Raw genomic sequence first — 17781 nt, 5'->3', positions numbered from 1 at the left:
CGCCCGCGCCGAGGTCTTCACCTTCATCGAGACCTTCTACAACCGGCGCCGCCTGCGGAAACACGCTGCCTTCGGGTACATCAGGCCCCGCGAGACACGCCAGCGGCTCCAGAACGACCAAGCATGTCGGTGTGCCACTGACGATCACCGGTTACGCCTGGGTCGTGGTCTTCTGCTTGAGGCGTTCGTAGGGGGTTTGGCCGCCGAGTCCGCCGTGAGGGCGATGGTAGTTGTAGTAGTCCTCCCACTCGCGCAGCTTGTCGTTGAAGACCTCGGCGTCGTCGATGATGACGCCGTCGAGCAGCCGGTAGAACTCCTCGGTGTCGATGCGGTGGGAGCGTTCGACCTTGCCGTTCAGACGTGGCGTGCGGGGCTTGATGTAGGTGTGGGCGATGCCCTTGTCGAGAACGTGCCAGTGGAAGGCAGTCTGGAACTCGGCGCCGTTGTCGGTCTGGATCACCTCGACCTGGAACGGTAGGCGTTGGATGACGTAGTCGAGGAACTGAATGGCGGTCTTCTGGTTCAGCGCGGGATAGATCCGCAGGATGCGCAGGCGGGTGCAGTCGTCAATGGCGGTGAACTGGTAGTACTTGTTGCGTCCGCCGCGCCGTCCCTGTGCCGCGGAGGCGAGGGGTTCGATGAACTTGACGTCGATCTGCACGCGGTGGCCGGGCAGCTGCTTCTCGTACCGTTTCCATCGCTTGTCGTGGCGCTTGTAGCGCTGAGAGGCCGGCAGGCGGCCCATGTCCAGGCGGTGGAGGATCCGCCACACCCCCGACTTGCTGATGGTGACGTCGTGGTACCGCTTGAGGTACATCGCGATCTTCTCCGGGCCGAAGTGGTAGTTCTTCCGGAGATAGATGATCTTCCCGACCACCTCGACGTGCGTCGCGTTCGGAGAGGTCTTCGGGGCCTTGGAGCGGGTGCGTAGGCCCTCGGCGCCCTCGGCCTGGTAGCGGCGGTACCAGGTGTAGTACGCCTGCCGGCTGATCCCGAAGTAGCGGCAGGACAGCGCGACGTTCCCGGTGACCTCTTCGACATGGCGTATCACCGCCAGGCGCCGCTTGGCCTCACGGTCAAGCCGCGGAGTGATGGGGGTCGACTTCGACATGCGGATCTCCGTACTGATCAGAGACCCAGGTGTCAACGATGATCGTCAGTTTTATAGGGGGATCTTGGCTATGGTGATGTCCTCGCTGGCGAATAGGGGGTCGAAGGTGGCGGTGAACTTCGTGTCCCGGTCGCGGATGATGTGAGTGAATTCGGCGGCCCGATCGCCGAGTTGCCACAGGAACTGTCGGGCCTGCTGAGTGGCCCATGCGGCGGTGGGGTGGGCGGTGACGCCGAGGATGTGGACGGTGCGGGTGCGCACCTCCATGATGAATAGGGCGTAGAGGCGCTGCAGGCTGATGGTGTCGACATGGAAGAGATCGGTGGCGAGCAGGCCGCTGGCCTGGGCTTTGAGGAACGCTGCCCACTCACCGCGCGCCGGCTGGCGGCGCGGCGCGGGACCGAGACCGGCGGCGCGCAGCACCCGACGGACGGTGGCGGGGCTGACCTTGTGCCCGAGGCGTGTGCCGTTCAGAAACCCGTCGCGGCTAGTCAGGCCGCATGTCTGTACTCGTTGATCAGGCCTGAAGGGTGTCTTTATTGCCGTACGGTGGTTGACCTGGGGCTTTGCCGTCGTCTGCGTGTGGGCATGATCAGTGATTGTGGGTCCGCGACTGCTCTACTTGATCTTCTGCCGGCTACTGGGCTGCCTTCTTTTGCTGGGCCGGTCGACCGCCGCGAACAACGCCGAGATCCTCGCGCTTCGTCATGAGGTTGCTGTGCTTCGTCGGCAAGTAGTGCGGCCGCGGCTCTCTTGGGCTGATCGTGCCGTGCTCTCCGCTCTCGCGCGGCATCTGCCATCCGCCTTGCGCCGCTATCGGCTGGTTACTCCGGGGACGCTGCTGGCCTGGCACCGTCGTCTGGTGTGCTGGAAGTGGCGTCAGACGGCGGTCGGACCGGGTCGGCCACCGCTGGCAGAAGAGATTGCGGCGCTCATCCAGCGCCTGGCGCGAGAGAACCCGACCTGGGGGTACGTCAGGATCCAAGGCGAGCTGCGCTGGCTCGGTCATCGGGTTGCCGCCGCTACGGTCCGGCGCGTCCTGCGCCGTTCTGGTCTACCGCCCGCACCGCAGCGAGCAAGCCAGCAGACCTGGCGTTCCTTCCTCCGTTCACAGGCTCACACGCTCCTCGCTTGCGATTTCATGCACGTAGAGACCGTCTTCCTCAAGCGTCTCTATGTCTTCTTCGTCATGGAGATCGCCACCCGGCGCGTTCACGTCCTGGGTGTCACCGCCCACCCGACCGGCGCATGGGTCACCCAACTTGCCCGCAATCTGCTCATGGACCTCGGCGACAGAGCGGGGTGCTTCCGGTTCCTCATCCGTGACCGGGACAGCAAGTTCACCGCCGCGTTCGACGCTGTCTTCGCCGGCAATGGCACAGCCGTCATCCCGACCCCGCCGCAAAGCCCCCGGTCAAACGCGTTCGCCGAACGATGGATACGCACAGCCCGCGCCGAATGCACCGACCGACTCCTCATCACCGGCGAACGACACCTCCGTGCCGTCTTCACCACGTACGCCGAGCACTACAACACCGGACGGGCCCACCGCAGCCTCGACCTACGGGCCCCAGACGACCACCCGAACGTCATCCCTCTACCCGCCGCCACAGTCAGACGCCGCCAGATACTTGGCGGACTGCTCAACGAATACCACACCATGCCGCCCCGGCTGCCTCACGATCCACAGGAAACACCCAGCTCAGCAGCCTGATCGGAATATTGACACCCTTCAGGTATCAGCCCCGACAGCGCAGCCAGCCAGAACCGATCAAAGGGCTCGTAGCGTACTCGGCCGCTGATCTGGCGCCGCAGCACCTCGTTCTCGTGCCGCAACACGAGCAACTCCACGTCCTTCGTCGCCTCCCGGCGCAGCAGCACCCGGGGTATGGACAGCAGCTTGCGAACGACCTTGTACACCAGCGAGACAGTCACGCGGACATGCTGCCAGCCGAGACCGAATACCTGACGCCACCTGCAGCGACGACTTTCCGAGCCCCACACGTCGGCCCCGATCTCAAAGCGGCTGGCTTGCTCGAGATCGGCGACGACACCGTCACGGTTTAGAGGTCAGAGCCCGCAGTCTGCTGGTCTACAGACTCGTCCCGCCTGGCAGCTCCGGCGGTCTCCGGGGCGGTGTAGAAGACGGACGCGCCCTGCTTGGTGCGCTGGGCCTGGTTCTTGGCCACGAGGTTTTCGAGCGTGGTGCGCACGACGGTGGTCTTGACGTTGCGCTCAGGGTGCTGCTTGTCGAGCGCGGCCGTGATTTCGGCTGCGGAGCGGGGCTCGCCCTGGCCAGTCAGATGCTCGCGGACCAAGTCGACGAGAGTGGGCTGGGCCGATGATACGGCGGATGCCTCGGGCGGGTTCTTCTTGCGGGCCTGCTTGGGGGCTGGCGTGGCGGACTTCTTTGCCCGCGGCTGCTTGTCGGCCTTCGAGGCGGCAGCCTTCTTCTTGCGGGGTGCGGGCACTGCTGTGGTGGACTCGGATACAGCGGGTGCTGCCGAGGCTCCGAGGGCCTGCTGGATGTTCACCAGGACGGTGTGGTCCTGCTCCAGAGCGGCCAACTGTGCTTTCAGCGCTTCAATTTCACCGCTGATGCGTTCCTGTTCCTTGAGGTTGCGCTTGAGGTCATCCGCCACCTGCGTGCTGTACTGCGAGGTCAACTGGGTTGGCGGAGCAGTGTTTTTCGACATGTGGTTACGTCCCCTTCTGGGCGCCACGGCTGGTGGGGGAGGGCTCGCCGTGTGTGCGAATCATATGTATGTGCTGTCAGGGTCTGCTGCCACGTGTGCGGGAGCAGGTACTACTCCCGCATGGCAATGTCGTAGTGATAGTACGGAAAGGGCATGTGTCTTGCACTGCCGTGTGTCGCAGACGCAGCGGATCCGAAGTCTGGTGATGGTGAGCGCGCACCTGTGATGGCATAACGGTAGGGAGCCACGAGGACGGTAACGGGGGGAGCTCTTCGGTGTCTCGCGGGACGGTTCCGACGCAGGGTGTGGCTTACTCACTGCTGCACAGCTGGCCCGCTGCGGAGGTTGTCTTTCGACCCCTCGTGAAGCTGGGATGGGAACCACAGCCCGCCGGCACACCGAACTCCTCACCACGGGTAGGTCCGTCGTTAGGACCGCCGACCTCGCCCTGCTCCGCCGCTACGCGCCCTGCCCCTGTGACCCCGCCCCCTTGGAGCACGTAATGCTGGACATCGAAGTGCAGACCGCCGATGCCTGGACCAGGTACGGCGCGCACCACGCCACTCGGGGCAGCGACGTCCCCGAAGTCGACAGGCTGGCGTGGGGCTACTGGCTCGCGGGTCCCGACGAAGAACTCCTCGGCGACCTGACCGGCCTCCGCGTACTGGACCTCGGATCCGGCATCAGCAAATACGCGGCCCACCTCGCCCGCTGCGGCGTCCAGGTCGATTGTGCCGTTCAGAAATGCGTCGCTGCAGATCACTGGGGGTGTCTGGCGGGGCCTGCTGGGGTGCTGGGGTCCTGCCGAGGTGATCGTTTCGCTGGTGTATCGGGTGACGCGGATGCTGTTGTCGGTCCCGGCGGTGCTGTTGCGTCGGCAGGCGGTCAAGGATGCTGAACTGTTGGTGCTCCGGCACGAGAATGCGGTGCTGCGCAGGCAACGTGTGGGCCCGGTTCGATACGAGCCGGGGGATCGGCTCTGGTTCGCGGCGCTGTCCTCGCTGATACCCCGGTGGCGTTGGGTGCAGGTGTTTCCCGTGATACCTGGGACGTTGCTTGGCTGGCAGCGATGGCTTGTCGCGCGCAGATGGGGCTACAGCGATCGCGGGGGGAAGGCGGGTCGGCCGACGACGGCGACGGTGGTGAAGGAGTTGGTGGTGTGGTTGGCGTGGGAGAACCCGCGCTGGGGTTGTCGCAGGATTCAGGGCGAGCTCGCGCGGCTGGGGTATCGGCTCGGCGCCTCGAGGGTCTGGGAGATCTTAACGGCGGCCGGTATCGGTCCGGCTCCCCGCCGTTGCGGACCGACGTGGCGTGAGTTCCTGACAGCGCAGGCCGAGTCCACCATCGCCTGCGACTTCGTGCACATCGATCTGGTGGACCTTCGCCGGGTGTACGCGCTGATCTTCCTGGAGCACGGCACGCGCCGCCTGCATGTCTCTGGGGTGACCGCGCATCCGACCGCGGCGTGGACGGTGCAGCAGGCCCGCAACCTCGCTGTCGAAATGGGCGTGTATCTGGAGTCTCTGCGATTTTTGATCCGCGACCAGGACGTCAAATACACCGAGTCCTTCGACGCGGTCTTCCAGGCCGAGGACATCGAAACCGTGACGACCGCCCCACGGGCCCCGCGGATGAACGCGCACTGCGAGAGAGTCATCGGGACGCTACGACGCGAGGCCTGCGACCACGTGCTGGTCTGGAACGAGGCCCATGCTCGACACGTTCTTGAGAGCTACGCGCGGCACTGCAACGGGCATCGACCACATCAGGCGCGGGCGCAACGCCCTCCTCTCGCCGAACACCAGGCTGCACTGCTGTCCGACCTGAACACCACGCGGCGGCTATGCCGGACTCGTGTCCTCGGCGGCCTGACAAGCCGCGATGAGTTTCTGAACGGCACACGGTAGCCCGGTTGCAGGGCTACGAAGACGGTAATGGGGGGGGAAGGCTGCTGCCGAGGCCAGGCCGAACTGCTGCTTCAGAGCGTGGGTGATCTGGGTGACGGTCCAGCAGGTCGCCGGGTCGGGCCGAAGGAATATCCCGTAGCGAATGTCGTTCAAAGCCGTTTCTCTCTCTTCATGGCGCGATCGGATCCGGGCCGCTGCTGGCCGAGCTGGTCCTGGCACTTCCTGATCGTGGTCTTTAGGTCGGCGACCGCCCGGGTGGGGGCCACGTGGAACGCCCCTCCCGACGCGTCGAGGTCACCCTGCATACCGGAGACGACGGCCCCGCCCTCGTTGTTTCGTGCGTTGGCTTCGGCAGGCGGCCGGCCCGCAGAGCCCGCGTAGTTGGAGAGCAGGACATCGAGAACCAGCCTCTGGCTAGAAGTCGTAGTCGATCTGCCGGCCCGCCAGGGGAACGTGTTCTCGTTTCCCCGGATCGGAAAGGAGGTGGGAAATTGCTCAGCGCTGGCGTTGCGCACGACGGTGTTCGACTGCACCGTGCGACCCGTACTTCGTACGTGGACGGCATGGGCCGCGCCGGGAACATCACCTGGCGCGGTCGTCGCAACGCATCGGTCGCGGTCGTTGTCGGACCCGTCGTCCTCCGCCCGCCGTCCTCCGCATCGCGTCGCATGCAGCGTGCCGGGCCGGTGGCCAGGAGGTGCAAGTGCAGCTACAGCCAGTTGCGCCGCGTGGCCGCCGCCGAAACCGGTGGCGGCCACGCCGGGTCAGGATGCTTCTGGAGTCAACGCTGCATCGTTGCGGGCGAAGGACGGGAATCGCGACGTGAACTCGTCGCTCGCCAGCAGGAGCTGGCGTGCGTATTCCGGTGCGTTCGAGGCCGACATGTCGACGTCGAGTTCGAGAAGGCGTCGGACGTCACCGGGTCCTTCGATGAGGGACCCGCCGACGACGTATCCCGCGTCGTGCAGCTCATCGACGAGCGACCGCTTCAGTGTCGCCAGTGGAAGCAGGATCGTCGAGACGTCCAGTCGCCGCATGTCGTCGCGCCAGTTGCTGTCCATGTCGGGGACGTGCAGAGCGGTTCCGCGAGGGGTGTCTGGCCACTCGTCGGTGTAGTCGCTCAGCGACAGCGGTTCGAAGCTCGTCACCAGGCATCGTGCCTGATCGCGTTCAGGTCGGTCACGCAGCAGCTTCGCGAGGCCGCGTGCCGCGGCCGGCGCCTTGATCTCGACCTGGAGGAGGACGGTCGTCGCATCGAGTACTTCGTCGAACGTGGGGATCCGTTCCCCCGAACCCAGGTCGACGCTCCGCAGCTCGCTGAAGGTGAGCTCCTCGACGGGGGTGTGCAGATGGGGGGTCGACGTTGCGGCGGTTCGGGCGGCTGTCCGATCGTGGATGACCACGAGTACATCGTCTCGTGTCACACGAACGTCGAGTTCGATTTCGTCGACGCCGACGCGTTCTGCGCTGGCGAACGACGACAACGTGTTCTCCGGCGTGTCCGCAACGTTTCCGCGGTGTCCGCAGAGCACAAAGGTGCGTGAGTCTGTCATCAGGACTCCTTCATCCCGTGGGGGGTGTGCTGGCGGGTGCTGTCAGTCGAGCAGCGGATCGAGCGCGTCGGCGAGCCGGGGGCTGGCGATGAGTAGCCGCTCGGCCGTGGGCGCCACGCCGGCGACGACGCGCACGTCGGCTCCCGCCTGGACTGCGATGAGAGTCGCCGCTGCGTAGTCCCAGATCGGAAGTCCCCGCTGGATGTGGGCGTCTGTGCGGCCCTCCGCGACCCCGCAGATCTCCAGTGCCGCGGCCCCGATCAGCCGGAAGTCGCGGATGCGCGGGGTCAGTGTGTTGATGTCCTCAAGGATCTGGGCGCGCCTGGCGAGGTCGTAGTGAATGCCCGTGGACACGAGAGCCTTGTCCAGGGGCACGTTCTCGTTGACGTGCAGCGGCGTTCCGTTCAGGCGGGCGGGATGGCTGACGGCTGCGGTGTACTCCGCCGAGCGCGCCGGTGCGTAGACGCAGGCCGCGACGGAGGTGTGTCCGCCGTCCTCGTCCTTAACCGTTGCGGCAATGGACACCGCGTAGTACGGGGAGCCGTACAGGTAGTTCACGGTGCCGTCGATCGGGTCGACGATCCAGGTGATGCCGCTGCTGCCGGAGACCTCGCCGGTTTCCTCGCCGAAGAATCCGTCGTGCGGTCGCTCTGCGGTCAGCTTTTCCCGGATGAGCGCTTCCACGGCGGTGTCGGCCTGGGTGACGATGTCCAGTTGGCTGGACTTCGTTGTCTCCACGCTGATTCCGGCGTTCCGCATGGTCGTGGCCAGCGTCCCCGCTTCGGCCGCGATACTCCGGGCGATATCAAGCAATTCCAGGGGATCGGGGTTCGTCACGGTGACGCTGTCCTTTCAGTGGTCTTCTGTGCGGTGTCGCAGACGATGTCCACAACCGGCGCGGGCATCAGGTTCGCCCGGGGACGTGACATCCGTGGACGGCACGTGAAGCGATCCTGCAGACAACGGCTCACGGGAGGTGTGCTCCTGCGAGATCGACGGGCCGAGCTACTTCAACCCGCTTCGGGTGAATGGCGATGAGCCGCTTCCGGAGGATGAGGAAGATGATGACCATGGGCAGCGCGGCAAGGACGCCGGCCGGCATCAGCACGTTCCCATCGATTGTGTACGCACCGCGGAGCGAAGCGATGCCTGGTGCGAGGGTGAGCTTGGTGTTGCGTAGGTCATCCTTTGAGCGCGGAGCCGGCGACGCTCTGGATGAAGTATCGCTGGAAGAGGAGGAAGACGATCAGCACCGGAAGCACGAGGAGTGTTCCAAACGCGAACACCTGGCCCCAGTCCGGCGGCTGCTGCGCGGAGAAGACACTCATCTCGAGTGGCAGGGGCCGCACATTCGGGTCGGAGGTCATGAGCAGTGGCCAGAGGAACTTCCCCCATGAGTCGAGGAAGGAGAGGATCGCGACGGTTGCGAATGCTGGCTTCGAGTTCGGGACGACGATGCGGAGGTATACGCCCCAGGAACTCAGGCCGTCCAGGCGGGCAGCCTCTTCCAGGCTCTTGGGGATGTTGAGGAAGAACGTGTAGAAGAGGTACACCGAGAACGCGTTGGCGATGAACGGGATCATCTGCACGAACAGAGTGTCGCGTTGTCCCGACATCAGCCACAGCAGCGGCATCGCGATCGACTCGAACGGCACGATGATCAGCAGGACGACGAGAATGAAGACCTTGTCGCGACCGGCCCATTTCAACCGTGCAAAGGCGTAGCCAGCCATCGAGTTGACGATCAGCCCGGCGATGACGATCACGAACGAGATGACGAATGAGTTGACGAAGAATCGCCAGAAGTATCCGGTGGCATCGGAGTTCAGTGCGGAGAACGCGGCCAGGTAGTTGTTGAAGGACAGGTGCACGGGGAGAAACCCGCTGAAGCCGTTGAGGACCTCGTTCGAGGGCTTCAGGCTGCCGATGACGAGGTAGTAGATCGGGGCGACCATGATGATCGCAGCGATCACCATAACGACGTAGTCGCGAGCATCTGCGAGGGTGCGTCGGCGGTTCCTGGGCCGGAGGGTGGGGGGTGTCACTCTTCGCTCCTCTGTCGAAGCAGTCGTCGCTGGATCAGAGTGATGATCACTACGATGACGAATAGGAATACGGAGATGGCCGATGCCCGGCCGAGATTATTGTCCGAGGAGAGGGAATTCGTCGCCTGGTACAGCACCGTTTGTGTCGCGCTCTCGTTCGCGCCTGCGGTGCGAATGAGGATGTAAACCTGGTCGTAGACGCGGAACGCCAGGATGGTAGTCAGGAGCACGACGAAGATCAGCGTGTTGCGGATACCGGGGACGGTCACGTGAATGAACTGCTGCCATGCGTTGGCGCGGTCAAGGCGGGCGGCTTCGTAACGTTCTTCGGGAATGTCCTGGAGGCCGGCGAGGATGATGACCATCTGGAAGCCGACGCCCTGCCAGACCGAGAGCAGGATGACAGACCCGAGCGCAGTCGCGGACGAGCCGAGCCAGTCCTGCGTGGGGACAAGACCCGCCGTGAGGAAGTGGACCGAGGCGTTGAGCAGACCGTCTGAGCTGCGGTCCAGGATCAGCCGCCAGATGACGGCGACGAGCGCCATCGGGAAGACGACGGGCATGAAGAACAACGTGCGGAAGAAGCGCACGCCTCTCAGCTTGCGGTTGAGCAGGACCGCGAGGAGGAGCGCGAGTCCTGTCTGAGCCGGGATGACGACGATCGCGAAGACGAGGTTGTTGATCAGGGAACGGAGGAACGCTCCTGAGACCAGGGGGTCGGTGAACAGCCGAATGTACTGGTCGAGGCCGACGAAGGTGGCTGGCCGAACCTGATTGATCTGCACGTTGAACAGGGACAGGGCGATTGCGGTGATGAAGGGGACGGCGATGAACGCGATCAGCCCCGCGACGGCGGGGAGGGCCATGAGGATGCCCGTGGCGGTGTCCCGGTTCGGTCGCCGTCGGCGGGCCCGACGTGTGCGTGCGCTCGAAGCGGTGGTAGCGGTGGGAAGGCCTGGCTCAGCCATGAGATCTCTTTCGGGAGATGGGTGTGGGTGCCCTGCGCCCACACCCGTTGTTCCTACTTGTAGTTGCTGTTGTCGGCGAAGTTCGAGTCGATTGCCCTGGCAGCGTTGGTGAGCTCAGTCTTCGGGTCGGCGCCGCCGTAGATGGCGGACAGGGCACTTCCGAACTTCGCTGTGACGGTCGGGTATCCCGGGGTGACCGGGCGGTAGATGGCGGCGCAGTCGCTGGTCACCTTGTCAGCCGCGCAGGCCTTTGCCAGCTGCTTACCCCACAGCGCCAGGGCGCCTCCGGTCTTGTACAGGCTCGCGTCGGCGAACGCGGATTTCGTCGCGGGCGGAGCGCCGTTTGCCTTGACCATGGCGTTGACGCTGGTGTCGCTCAGCAGGTAGTCGAGGAATGCGCCGGCGGCCTTGCCGTTCTTGGTGCCGGCGCCGATTCCCCACGTCCAGGAGCCGACGCCAGACTTCGCTCCGTCACCGAGGTTGGGCAGCGGCAATGCCACCAGGTTCTTGCCGAGGGCCTTGCTGTTGTCCGGGTACAGCCAGTGGCCACTCCACTGCAGACCTACCTTGCCGTCGGGGAAGGCCTTGCCGTCGGGGCTGGAGGCTACGTACGGCTTCCACGACGCGAACGTCTTCAGGGCCTTGACGCTTGCGGCCGAGTTGAGGGCGCCGGAGGCCTTGTTGTCCTTGAGGATGCCTCCGCCGGCGGAGTAGATCAGGGGGGAGAACGCGTAGATGCCCCACTCGCCGGACAGGCCTGACTCTCTGAGGTCGATCGCCTTGCCGGACGGGGAGACCGCGGCGACTTTCTTCAGGACATCAGCGAACTGGCTAGTTGTCCAAGCCTGATCGCTGGAAGTCGGGATGGGGACGCCGGCGGCCGCCAGGAGCTTCTTGTTGCCGTACAGGCCGATGGCGGAGTCGAACTGGGCAAGCCCATAGAGCTTGTGGTCGTAGGTGCCTTCCGCGATGGAGCCGGCGGTCGCGTTATCGATGGTGGCCTTGGAGACGTAGTCGCTGAGTGGGCTGATCCGCTTGTTGTAGGCGAAGGAGGCGAGGGTCGGGCCGTCGATGTCCATCACATCCGGGAGCTTGTCCGCGGGGGTGTTGGTGATGGTCTGCGTGTACGTGTCGCCCGGGATCAGCCGGAGCGACGCCTTGACCTTCGACTGGGACGAGTTGAAGCCGTTGACGGCCGCCTTGATCGCGGCGACCTCAGCTTCCTGGCCCTGGTGCGACCAGATCTGGATCGTCCCGGTTCCGTCGCCGGCCGCGGACTGGGGTTCGCTGGAGCTGCAGCCGGTGATGACAGCGACGGCGGTGACCGCGGCGAGAGCTGCGAGGCTTCCTCGACGCGCAGCGCGCTTGATGTTCATGATTCTCCTCTTGTCGTGCGCTGGGGCTGGGATCACGGGTTGGGTGGCTGGGGCCTCAGTCCGCCGCGTCTGCCACGGCGGTCCGAAGCTGGAGGGTGCTGCGTTACAGCGGTGAGGAATCGAAAGCGGCATCGTCGACAGCCAGGTAACCGTCCGCGTCGAGGCTGACCGGGAGGGGATCGCTGATCACGCCACGGAAGTCGCTTCCGGGTTCGGCGCCGATGAAGCACATGAGGGACCATTGGGCGTCGCGATCTGCCACGAGCCGGCCGGAGTAGTGAAATGACGTCGTGATCGGGCGCGCGGCCCGCACATCCATGTGCTCATGAGGCGCAGAGATGGGAAGCGCCCACGTGCCCGGGTCGCCCTGGCGCGCCGGGTTGTCGGCTGAAAGCGTGTTCGGTCCGCACGAGAACACGAGCCACCATTGCCCGTCGATTTGCGCGACCTGCGGCACCTCAAGGTGAGCGAATCCTGCACCGGGATCGGACAGCGGCGGGAGGATTTCCCACTCCTGAAGGTCCGGTGAGTACGCGTGCCCGATCACTCCGCGGTTGTCGAGAGGCCCCTCCTTGGCACGGGCGGTGACGAGCATGTGCCACCCAGATCCGTTCGGATCACGGAAGACCCACGGGTCCCGCCACGCTTCCTCTTTCCAGCCCTCGCCGGGCACGTACGTCTCGTACCAACGCGGATCAGCACGGGTGATGGGGCCAGGAAGTTTTTCCCAGGTGGTCAGGTCCGAAGACACGGCGACCCCGACTGTCTCGATGTTGGCGTACTCCGGTTCAGGGTGCAGGAATCGAGAGCCGGTGTAGAACATGCGCCAGAGGCCGTCATCTCCGCGGACAACGCAGCCCGTCCACGTCGCCGTGGCGTCGAACGCGCCCTCGTCCCCAGCCTCGAAGGCGCGCCCGACGATCTCCCATGTACGGAGATCCGTAGAGACCGCGTGACCGATACGGGCGGCGCGGTGGCGCCGTTGTGGATCCCCCAGACTGTGGGGAGCGTTCAGGAAGTAGAGGTGGAAACGATCCGTATCCTGGGCGATCCAGAAGTCCCATGCCCACCCGTCGGGAACCTTCAGCATGAGTGCTCTCCCTTGGTGTACTCATCCAACGGCTGCAATGCGCCTCCGTCGACGTAGTTCGGAGCCGTGGAGCTTTGCCACATGACGTCAAGGCCTTCGCCTGCGCCGAGGGGGACGTCGAGCCGGTAGTACTGGTCCACCGGGACCTGCTGGAGGTAAAGCTTGACGTCCGGGTTCGCAGCCTTGAGTCCATCCACGGCCTTCTGAACACCCGCCTTCTGGGTGGGGCCCCAGATCATCAAGCTCAGATTGATGGAACCGCTGGTGTGCGTCGGTGATGCTGAACAGCCGACGATGCCGGTGTTGAGGGCTGCCGCGCCGACAGCAGTGGAATCGGAACCTTGGGCGCGCTTGAACGAGAGCATCTCTCCGGACCTCCTTCGATCTCCTGCTGTGGGGCGCCTTCTGCGACCGAAACTGTCAGCCACGGGCCGAGACCGTTCCTACGCCTCTTGGCCACCGGAGTGACGACGTACGGGAAGGCCTATGTACTGCTTCGCCCGGCACCTCACACGTCTGCGACGCTACGGGAACGTTCCCGGTCCGACAATGGGCGTGAAAGTATCAGAGGTCGTTCGACGTGAACAAGCAACACTTGCGTAAACGTGAAGTGGCCGCAAAAATCCGAAATGATAGACCGGCGTTCTTGCCCGAGGGGGGCGATGCACGTAACCTGCCCCGCCGGGAACGCTCCCGGCTCGATGGTGTGCCGGGCACCTACCATCAGCCAGGAAAGGAGCGCCCGTGACCGATCCCGGTCTCATATTCGGACTCTCGTTCAGGATCCTCGTCGCCATGGTGCTGGGCGCGGCGATCGGCCTGGAACGGCAATGGCAGCTGCGCACTGCCGGCATCCGCACCAACGCCCTGGTCTCCGTCGGTGCGTGCCTGTTCGTCTTCATGGGAGCCGTCGGGCTCGGCGAGAACCCCGGAGCCGACCCCACGCGGGTGGCGGCGCAGGTCGTGTCCGGCATCGGTTTCCTCGGCGCCGGCGTCATCCTGCGGGACGGGTTCAACATCCGCGGACTGACCACGGCAGCGACCCTGTGGTGTGCCGCAGCGATCGGCTCCCTCGCCGGAGCCGGGATGGAGATCATGGCGCTCATCGGCTGCGTGGCGATCATCGCGACCAACACACTCCTGCGCCCCCTGGGCCGGTTCGTCAACGGCCGCCAGCGAAACCCCGGCGCGTCACCGCAGCAGGCGGGCGACGAGGACGACGAGCCGACCGACTACATGCTCGAGGTCGTCACCACCGACAAGAGCGAACCGCGCGTCAGGGCGATGGTCCTGCAGGCCGTGGACCGGCCGGAATACACACTCCGCTCGCTCAACATACGGCCCGGAAAGAGTTCGCAGACCAAGGTCCTGGCGGGTGTGTCGGCGCAGCACGCCGGTGACTCGGAGGGCCTGGAGATCGCCGTCCAGCGCATCGGCATGGACCCGAAGGTGACATCGAGCCGATGGTGGCCGGCCGAAACCGATGACTGACCGGGCCCTCCCGGCCGCGCAGGGGTCACGGCAGGCGGGGAAGTCTGCCTGCCGTGCGGCCTTCGATGAGACTGCCCCGAAGCTCGACCAGGCGGTCCTGGTCGGTCTTGCCTTCGATCTTGTCGAGCAGGAGATTGATCGAGGTCCTGCCGATCTCCTCCACCGGCTGGCGGAACGTGGTGAGCCCAAGGTATGGGGTGTTCAGCGGGCCGAAGCCGTCGTAACCGGTCACCGTGCAGTCCTCGGGTGCCGACTGCCCTCGCTGCCTCAGGACCTCCAGGGCATCGACCGCTGACCCGTCCGTGGGGCACATGATGGCCGTCACTCCGGCGCCGTCGAGCTGGTCGGTGATCGCCTGGGTCGCCTCTCGGTCGGTGGCGACGTGCCAGACGACGGGTGTTTTCCCTACGGCGCGTATGCGCTCGACCATGGCGAAGCCGCGGGCGTACTGGCTCAGGGAGTAGGCCTCGTCGGCCAGGACGACCGCGATGCGCTCGTGTCCGAGCTGTAGCAGGTGCTCCGCCAGCACGGTGCCGCCGTCGGCGTCGTCACAGAACACGCTGGTGATGCCCCGGCTCGTCTCGCGCCGGCCCGCCACCACGATCGGTACCCGGTCGATGAATGGGACGATCTCCTCCGAAGGCAGACGGGCCGACGACACCACCAAGCCGTCCACCTGCAACGAGACGAGATTCCTCAGCGCACGCAGCGCGTCGGCGACACCCAGGTCGGCGGCGCTCGTGGCGGTGACGACCTGATAGCCGCGGTCCTCGGCCGCGCGCTGCATCGCCGTCTGCAGCAAAGCATAAAACGGCCGTGTCATGTCCCTGAGCAGGACACCGACTGTCTTCGTCTGCGAGCTGACGAGCCCCCGGGCCATGGCGTTGGCCACGTAGCCGAGCTTGCGCGCGGCACGCTCGACCTTCTCCCGGGTCTCTGCGCTTACCTCGCCCTGCCCCGACAGGGCGCGCGACACGGCAGACTTGGAGACCCCTGCTTCCGCGGCGATGTCCAAGATCGTGGGAGCCTTGCCGCGGGCCCTCGTCATCCGTTCCAGCTCCCCACTACGCGTTAGCCAATGCCATCCGGGAACGTTCCCTGCCAACGACTATAACCGGTGGCCCTAGCAGTGATCTCCCATCGTAGCGGCCCGAAAGCACAGAGCGAGGGTGGAAGGGGCGATGGCCTGACCTGCCGTGAACCGGTACCGGCAAAGCTATCTCGTTGAAGGATTCGGCGGGTGCGGATGCAGGAGCAAAATCACTCGGCCACTGCCCTCACATGAGCGTCGGTCGGTGCGGTTGCCTGGCTGCCGGCGGCGCGTCAGCTTGCTCTCGGCAGTTCGGAGCGGGTGAGGCGGTGGTCGATCGTCGCGGCTGCGGTCTGGAGCATGGAGATTGCCTGGTTCAGGAAGGGGCTGGGGTCCGAGGTGCGGCGGACTGCTAAGACCCGGCGCACATGCGAGGGGCGGGTGAGCCGGATGACGCGCACCTCGTGGGATTCGATCATGCCTAGTGCCGCATCAGGCAACGTTCGCCCTGTTCGCTGCGGCTTTGGTTCGAAGGGCCGCGACCGCAGCATCGGCGGCGGAGGAGGAGGACGTCGGCCGGCGAGGGCCCGCGCTAAGTTGAGAATCCTTGGACCGGCGGGCTGCTGTTCCGGCTACGGTCTCGATCATGTTCAGGTCAGGGATGGGGTTCCTCGCGTTGTTCGGGCTCGGCTGGTGGCTGCTGGGCTCGAGCGCATTCGGCGGGTTGTTGTGGCAGGTCCTGGTCGTAGTTGGCTGTGCCGTCATGGTGGGGCTGATGCTCGCCGCGCGCCGTTTCCTTCCTTCGTCGGCAGGGGGGCCATTCCCCGTTGGGCGACGTCGACGGTTCCACCAAATCAACGGGCTTCAGTGGCTGTTGATCATCGCTATCGCCGCAGTCTGCCGTCGTGTCGGGGTGCCGGTGATCATTCCCCCGCTGATTGCGGTCGTCGTCGGGCTCCACTTCCTGCCGTTGGCGGCGGTGTTCGAGCAGCCCCGACTGCGAATACCGGCGGGCCTGTTGATCGCTTCCGGGGCGGCGGGTGTGACCGTCTGGCTCACGAACGGCCCGGACGAGACCGTTCGCCTCGTGGTGGGCGTTATTTCTGCGCTCTCCCTTTGGGGGATGGCGATATGGACAGTCGCAGGGGCGGCATCCGCTGCCGGGCAAGGGGCAGGAAATGAGGGATCTGGCGACGCGTGACCGCCATCCTGTCTTGGTGGCTGAGCGAGTACGCGTGCGTGAGATCGGAGATGACGAGGGGCGGCGGCTGCTGCGGATCATCCGAAGGGGCACTGGGTCGGTGGTGACCTGGCGGCGGGCCCAGGTCGTCCTGCTGTCCGCTCAAGGCATGCCGGTCGCGAAAATCGCCGAGGTGTCGTTCACCAGCGCCGACCGGGTCCGCAATGTGATCCACAACTTCAACACGGACGGCTTCGACTCGCTCTACCCGAAGTACAAGGGCGGCCGCCCGAAGACGTTCACGCTGCCCGAGCGCCGCGAGATCAAGAAGATCGCCAAGTCCAAGCCGACCGAGCACGACCTGCCGTTCTCGACCTGGAGCCTGGCCAAGCTGGCGGACTTCCTGGTCGCCGAGGGGGTGGTCGACGAAATCAGCCACGAGGGCCTGCGCATCCTGCTCCGTGAGGAAGGCGTTTCCTTTCAACGCCTGAAGACCTGGAAGACCTCCCGTGATCCCAACTACGCGGCCAAGAAGGCTCGCGTCGAACACCTCTACGCGATCGCCGACGACGAGGTCATACCTGAGGAGGGCGAGCCCGAAGTGGTCTTCTGCATGGACGAGTTTGGGCCGCTCAACCTGATGCCGCACCCCGGACGGCAGTGGGCCGAACGCGGGGGCAAGCACAAAGACCCCGACCGCGAACCCCGCCGCAGACGGCGGGCGACCTACAACCGCTACGGGGGAGTGCGGCACCTGTTCGCCGCCCTGGACCTGGCCAAGAACAGGCTCTACGGCCACATCAAGCCCATCAAGAAGCGCACGCAGTTCCTGGAGTTCTGCCGCTACCTACGCAGCCTCTACCCGCCCGATGTCCGTATCGCGATCGTCTGTGACAACTTCTCCCCGCACCTGACAACGAAGAAGTGCCAGCGCGTCGGCATCTGGGCAGCGGCGAACAACGTCGAGATCGCCTACACACCCACCAACAGTTCCTGGCTGAACCGGATCGAGGCCCAGTTCACCGCGCTGCGGTACTTCACTCTCGACGGCACCGACCACGTCGACCACAAGGAACAGGGCAGCATGATCCGCCGCTACATCATCTGGCGAAACCGCTATGCCGACGACCAGCACCTCCGCACACTCGTCGACAGGGCGAACGTTGCCTGATGCGGCACTAGCGACGCAGGACCGCGTTCTCGTGCCGCAGCACCAGCAGTTCCGCGTCCTTCGCCGTCCCGCGACGGAGGAGAACTGATGGAACGCTCAGCAGTTTCCGGGTCACGTTGTACAGCAAGGACACGATCACGGAGGACATGATCCCAGCGGACTG

The 17781-nt window shown here is 65.3% G+C and carries 19 protein-coding genes; 5 read left to right on the top strand and 14 right to left on the bottom strand.

Annotated elements, in window-relative coordinates:
* Positions 1-151 precede the first annotated feature (151 nt).
* Positions 152-1111, bottom strand: a complete 960-nt coding sequence (locus tag EEJ42_RS05880; RefSeq protein ID WP_123098912.1) for an IS481 family transposase — start codon at positions 1109-1111, stop codon at positions 152-154.
* A 51-nt stretch (positions 1112-1162) separates the two neighbouring features.
* Positions 1163-1534, bottom strand: coding sequence for a hypothetical protein (locus EEJ42_RS05875; protein WP_246096129.1), 372 nt, complete (start codon positions 1532-1534; stop codon positions 1163-1165).
* A gap of 178 nt (positions 1535-1712) precedes the next feature.
* On the opposite strand from EEJ42_RS05875, the gene EEJ42_RS05870 reads away from it, so the two are divergent.
* Positions 1713-2825, top strand: a complete 1113-nt coding sequence (locus tag EEJ42_RS05870) for an integrase core domain-containing protein (RefSeq protein WP_123098911.1) — start codon at positions 1713-1715, stop codon at positions 2823-2825.
* Here the strand turns inward: EEJ42_RS05870 and EEJ42_RS05865 are convergent.
* Both EEJ42_RS05865 and EEJ42_RS05860 read right to left on the bottom strand, forming a co-directional pair.
* Positions 2789-3046, bottom strand: a complete 258-nt coding sequence (locus EEJ42_RS05865; protein ID WP_342778250.1) for a hypothetical protein — start codon at positions 3044-3046, stop codon at positions 2789-2791. The two genes, EEJ42_RS05870 and EEJ42_RS05865, sit on opposite strands and share 37 nt — an antisense overlap.
* A gap of 128 nt (positions 3047-3174) precedes the next feature.
* Positions 3175-3807: a hypothetical protein gene (locus EEJ42_RS05860; protein ID WP_123098910.1), complete on the bottom strand. Its 633-nt coding sequence runs from the start codon at positions 3805-3807 to the stop codon at positions 3175-3177.
* Positions 3808-4616: 809 nt separating this feature from the next.
* On the opposite strand from EEJ42_RS05860, the gene EEJ42_RS05855 reads away from it, so the two are divergent.
* Complete coding sequence (locus EEJ42_RS05855; protein WP_123098918.1) at positions 4617-5714, top strand: integrase core domain-containing protein; 1098 nt, start codon at positions 4617-4619, stop codon at positions 5712-5714.
* A gap of 149 nt (positions 5715-5863) precedes the next feature.
* Here the strand turns inward: EEJ42_RS05855 and EEJ42_RS50190 are convergent, their stop codons facing one another.
* The 8 genes from EEJ42_RS50190 to EEJ42_RS05820 all read right to left on the bottom strand — a co-directional run bounded on the left by EEJ42_RS50190 (position 5864) and on the right by EEJ42_RS05820 (position 13111).
* Positions 5864-6247: a hypothetical protein gene (locus EEJ42_RS50190; RefSeq protein ID WP_148081863.1), complete on the bottom strand. Its 384-nt coding sequence runs from the start codon at positions 6245-6247 to the stop codon at positions 5864-5866.
* A 231-nt stretch (positions 6248-6478) separates the two neighbouring features.
* Entirely contained in the window at positions 6479-7267 is a 789-nt protein-coding gene (locus EEJ42_RS05850) for a glycerophosphodiester phosphodiesterase (protein WP_123098909.1), read from the bottom strand.
* A gap of 42 nt (positions 7268-7309) precedes the next feature.
* Positions 7310-8104: an inositol monophosphatase family protein gene (locus EEJ42_RS05845; protein WP_123098908.1), complete on the bottom strand. Its 795-nt coding sequence runs from the start codon at positions 8102-8104 to the stop codon at positions 7310-7312.
* Positions 8105-8448: 344 nt separating this feature from the next.
* Positions 8449-9243, bottom strand: coding sequence for a carbohydrate ABC transporter permease (locus EEJ42_RS05840; protein WP_123098907.1), 795 nt, complete (start codon positions 9241-9243; stop codon positions 8449-8451).
* A gap of 65 nt (positions 9244-9308) precedes the next feature.
* On the bottom strand, positions 9309-10178 hold the full coding sequence (locus EEJ42_RS05835; protein WP_123098906.1) for a carbohydrate ABC transporter permease: 870 nt from the start codon (positions 10176-10178) through the stop codon (positions 9309-9311).
* Between the two features lie 155 nt (positions 10179-10333).
* Positions 10334-11656 (bottom strand): sugar ABC transporter substrate-binding protein, encoded by a 1323-nt coding sequence (locus EEJ42_RS05830; RefSeq protein ID WP_123098905.1) that lies wholly within the window; start codon positions 11654-11656, stop codon positions 10334-10336.
* Between the two features lie 103 nt (positions 11657-11759).
* Entirely contained in the window at positions 11760-12746 is a 987-nt protein-coding gene (locus tag EEJ42_RS05825) for a glycoside hydrolase family 68 protein (protein ID WP_123098904.1), read from the bottom strand.
* Positions 12740-13111, bottom strand: coding sequence for a type 2 periplasmic-binding domain-containing protein (locus EEJ42_RS05820; protein ID WP_123098903.1), 372 nt, complete (start codon positions 13109-13111; stop codon positions 12740-12742). The genes EEJ42_RS05825 and EEJ42_RS05820 overlap by 7 nt, the downstream gene beginning before the upstream one ends.
* 379 nt (positions 13112-13490) lie before the next feature.
* On the opposite strand from EEJ42_RS05820, the gene EEJ42_RS05815 reads away from it, so the two are divergent.
* Entirely contained in the window at positions 13491-14237 is a 747-nt protein-coding gene (locus EEJ42_RS05815; RefSeq protein ID WP_246096127.1) for an MgtC/SapB family protein, read from the top strand.
* Positions 14238-14262: 25 nt separating this feature from the next.
* On the opposite strand, the gene EEJ42_RS05810 is transcribed toward EEJ42_RS05815, so the two are convergent.
* Positions 14263-15252 carry a LacI family DNA-binding transcriptional regulator gene (locus EEJ42_RS05810; protein ID WP_184502954.1) on the bottom strand — a complete coding sequence of 330 codons (990 nt, stop codon included), beginning with the start codon at positions 15250-15252 and terminating at the stop codon, positions 14263-14265.
* Between the two features lie 661 nt (positions 15253-15913).
* Here EEJ42_RS05810 and EEJ42_RS05800 point away from each other — a divergent pair.
* Both EEJ42_RS05800 and EEJ42_RS05795 read left to right on the top strand, forming a co-directional pair.
* Positions 15914-16468, top strand: coding sequence for a hypothetical protein (locus EEJ42_RS05800; protein WP_123098916.1), 555 nt, complete (start codon positions 15914-15916; stop codon positions 16466-16468).
* Between the two features lie 16 nt (positions 16469-16484).
* Positions 16485-17618 carry an IS630 family transposase gene (locus EEJ42_RS05795; RefSeq protein ID WP_221179325.1) on the top strand — a complete coding sequence of 378 codons (1134 nt, stop codon included), beginning with the start codon at positions 16485-16487 and terminating at the stop codon, positions 17616-17618.
* Positions 17619-17625: 7 nt separating this feature from the next.
* Here EEJ42_RS05795 and EEJ42_RS05790 read toward each other — a convergent pair whose 3' ends face one another.
* Complete coding sequence (locus tag EEJ42_RS05790; protein ID WP_246096123.1) at positions 17626-17766, bottom strand: hypothetical protein; 141 nt, start codon at positions 17764-17766, stop codon at positions 17626-17628.
* Between the last annotated feature and the right edge of the window lie 15 nt (positions 17767-17781).

Origin of the sequence: Streptomyces botrytidirepellens, assembly GCF_003721215.1 — a bacterium.
GTDB classification, from domain to species: Bacteria; Actinomycetota; Actinomycetes; order Streptomycetales; family Streptomycetaceae; genus Streptomyces; species Streptomyces himastatinicus.
Note: the sequence above shows the minus strand (reverse complement) of the source record. Positions and strands in the feature narration are given on the sequence as shown.

Bases quoted from the DNA above. Each gene is read 5' to 3' on its own strand.
- EEJ42_RS05835 (WP_123098906.1), bottom strand. From the start codon at position 10,178: ATGGCCCTCCCCGCCGTCGCGGGGCTGATCGCGTTCATCGCCGTCCCC.
- EEJ42_RS05800 (WP_123098916.1), top strand. From the start codon at position 15,914: ATGTTCAGGTCAGGGATGGGGTTCCTCGCGTTGTTCGGGCTCGGCTGG.
- EEJ42_RS05860 (WP_123098910.1), bottom strand. From the start codon at position 3,807: ATGTCGAAAAACACTGCTCCGCCAACCCAGTTGACCTCGCAGTACAGC.
- EEJ42_RS05825 (WP_123098904.1), bottom strand. From the start codon at position 12,746: ATGCTGAAGGTTCCCGACGGGTGGGCATGGGACTTCTGGATCGCCCAG.
- EEJ42_RS05820 (WP_123098903.1), bottom strand. From the start codon at position 13,111: ATGCTCTCGTTCAAGCGCGCCCAAGGTTCCGATTCCACTGCTGTCGGC.
- EEJ42_RS05790 (WP_246096123.1), bottom strand. From the start codon at position 17,766: ATGTCCTCCGTGATCGTGTCCTTGCTGTACAACGTGACCCGGAAACTG.
- EEJ42_RS05830 (WP_123098905.1), bottom strand. From the start codon at position 11,656: ATGAACATCAAGCGCGCTGCGCGTCGAGGAAGCCTCGCAGCTCTCGCC.
- EEJ42_RS05850 (WP_123098909.1), bottom strand. From the start codon at position 7,267: ATGACAGACTCACGCACCTTTGTGCTCTGCGGACACCGCGGAAACGTT.
- EEJ42_RS05840 (WP_123098907.1), bottom strand. From the start codon at position 9,243: ATGGTGATCGCTGCGATCATCATGGTCGCCCCGATCTACTACCTCGTC.
- EEJ42_RS05880 (WP_123098912.1), bottom strand. From the start codon at position 1,111: ATGTCGAAGTCGACCCCCATCACTCCGCGGCTTGACCGTGAGGCCAAG.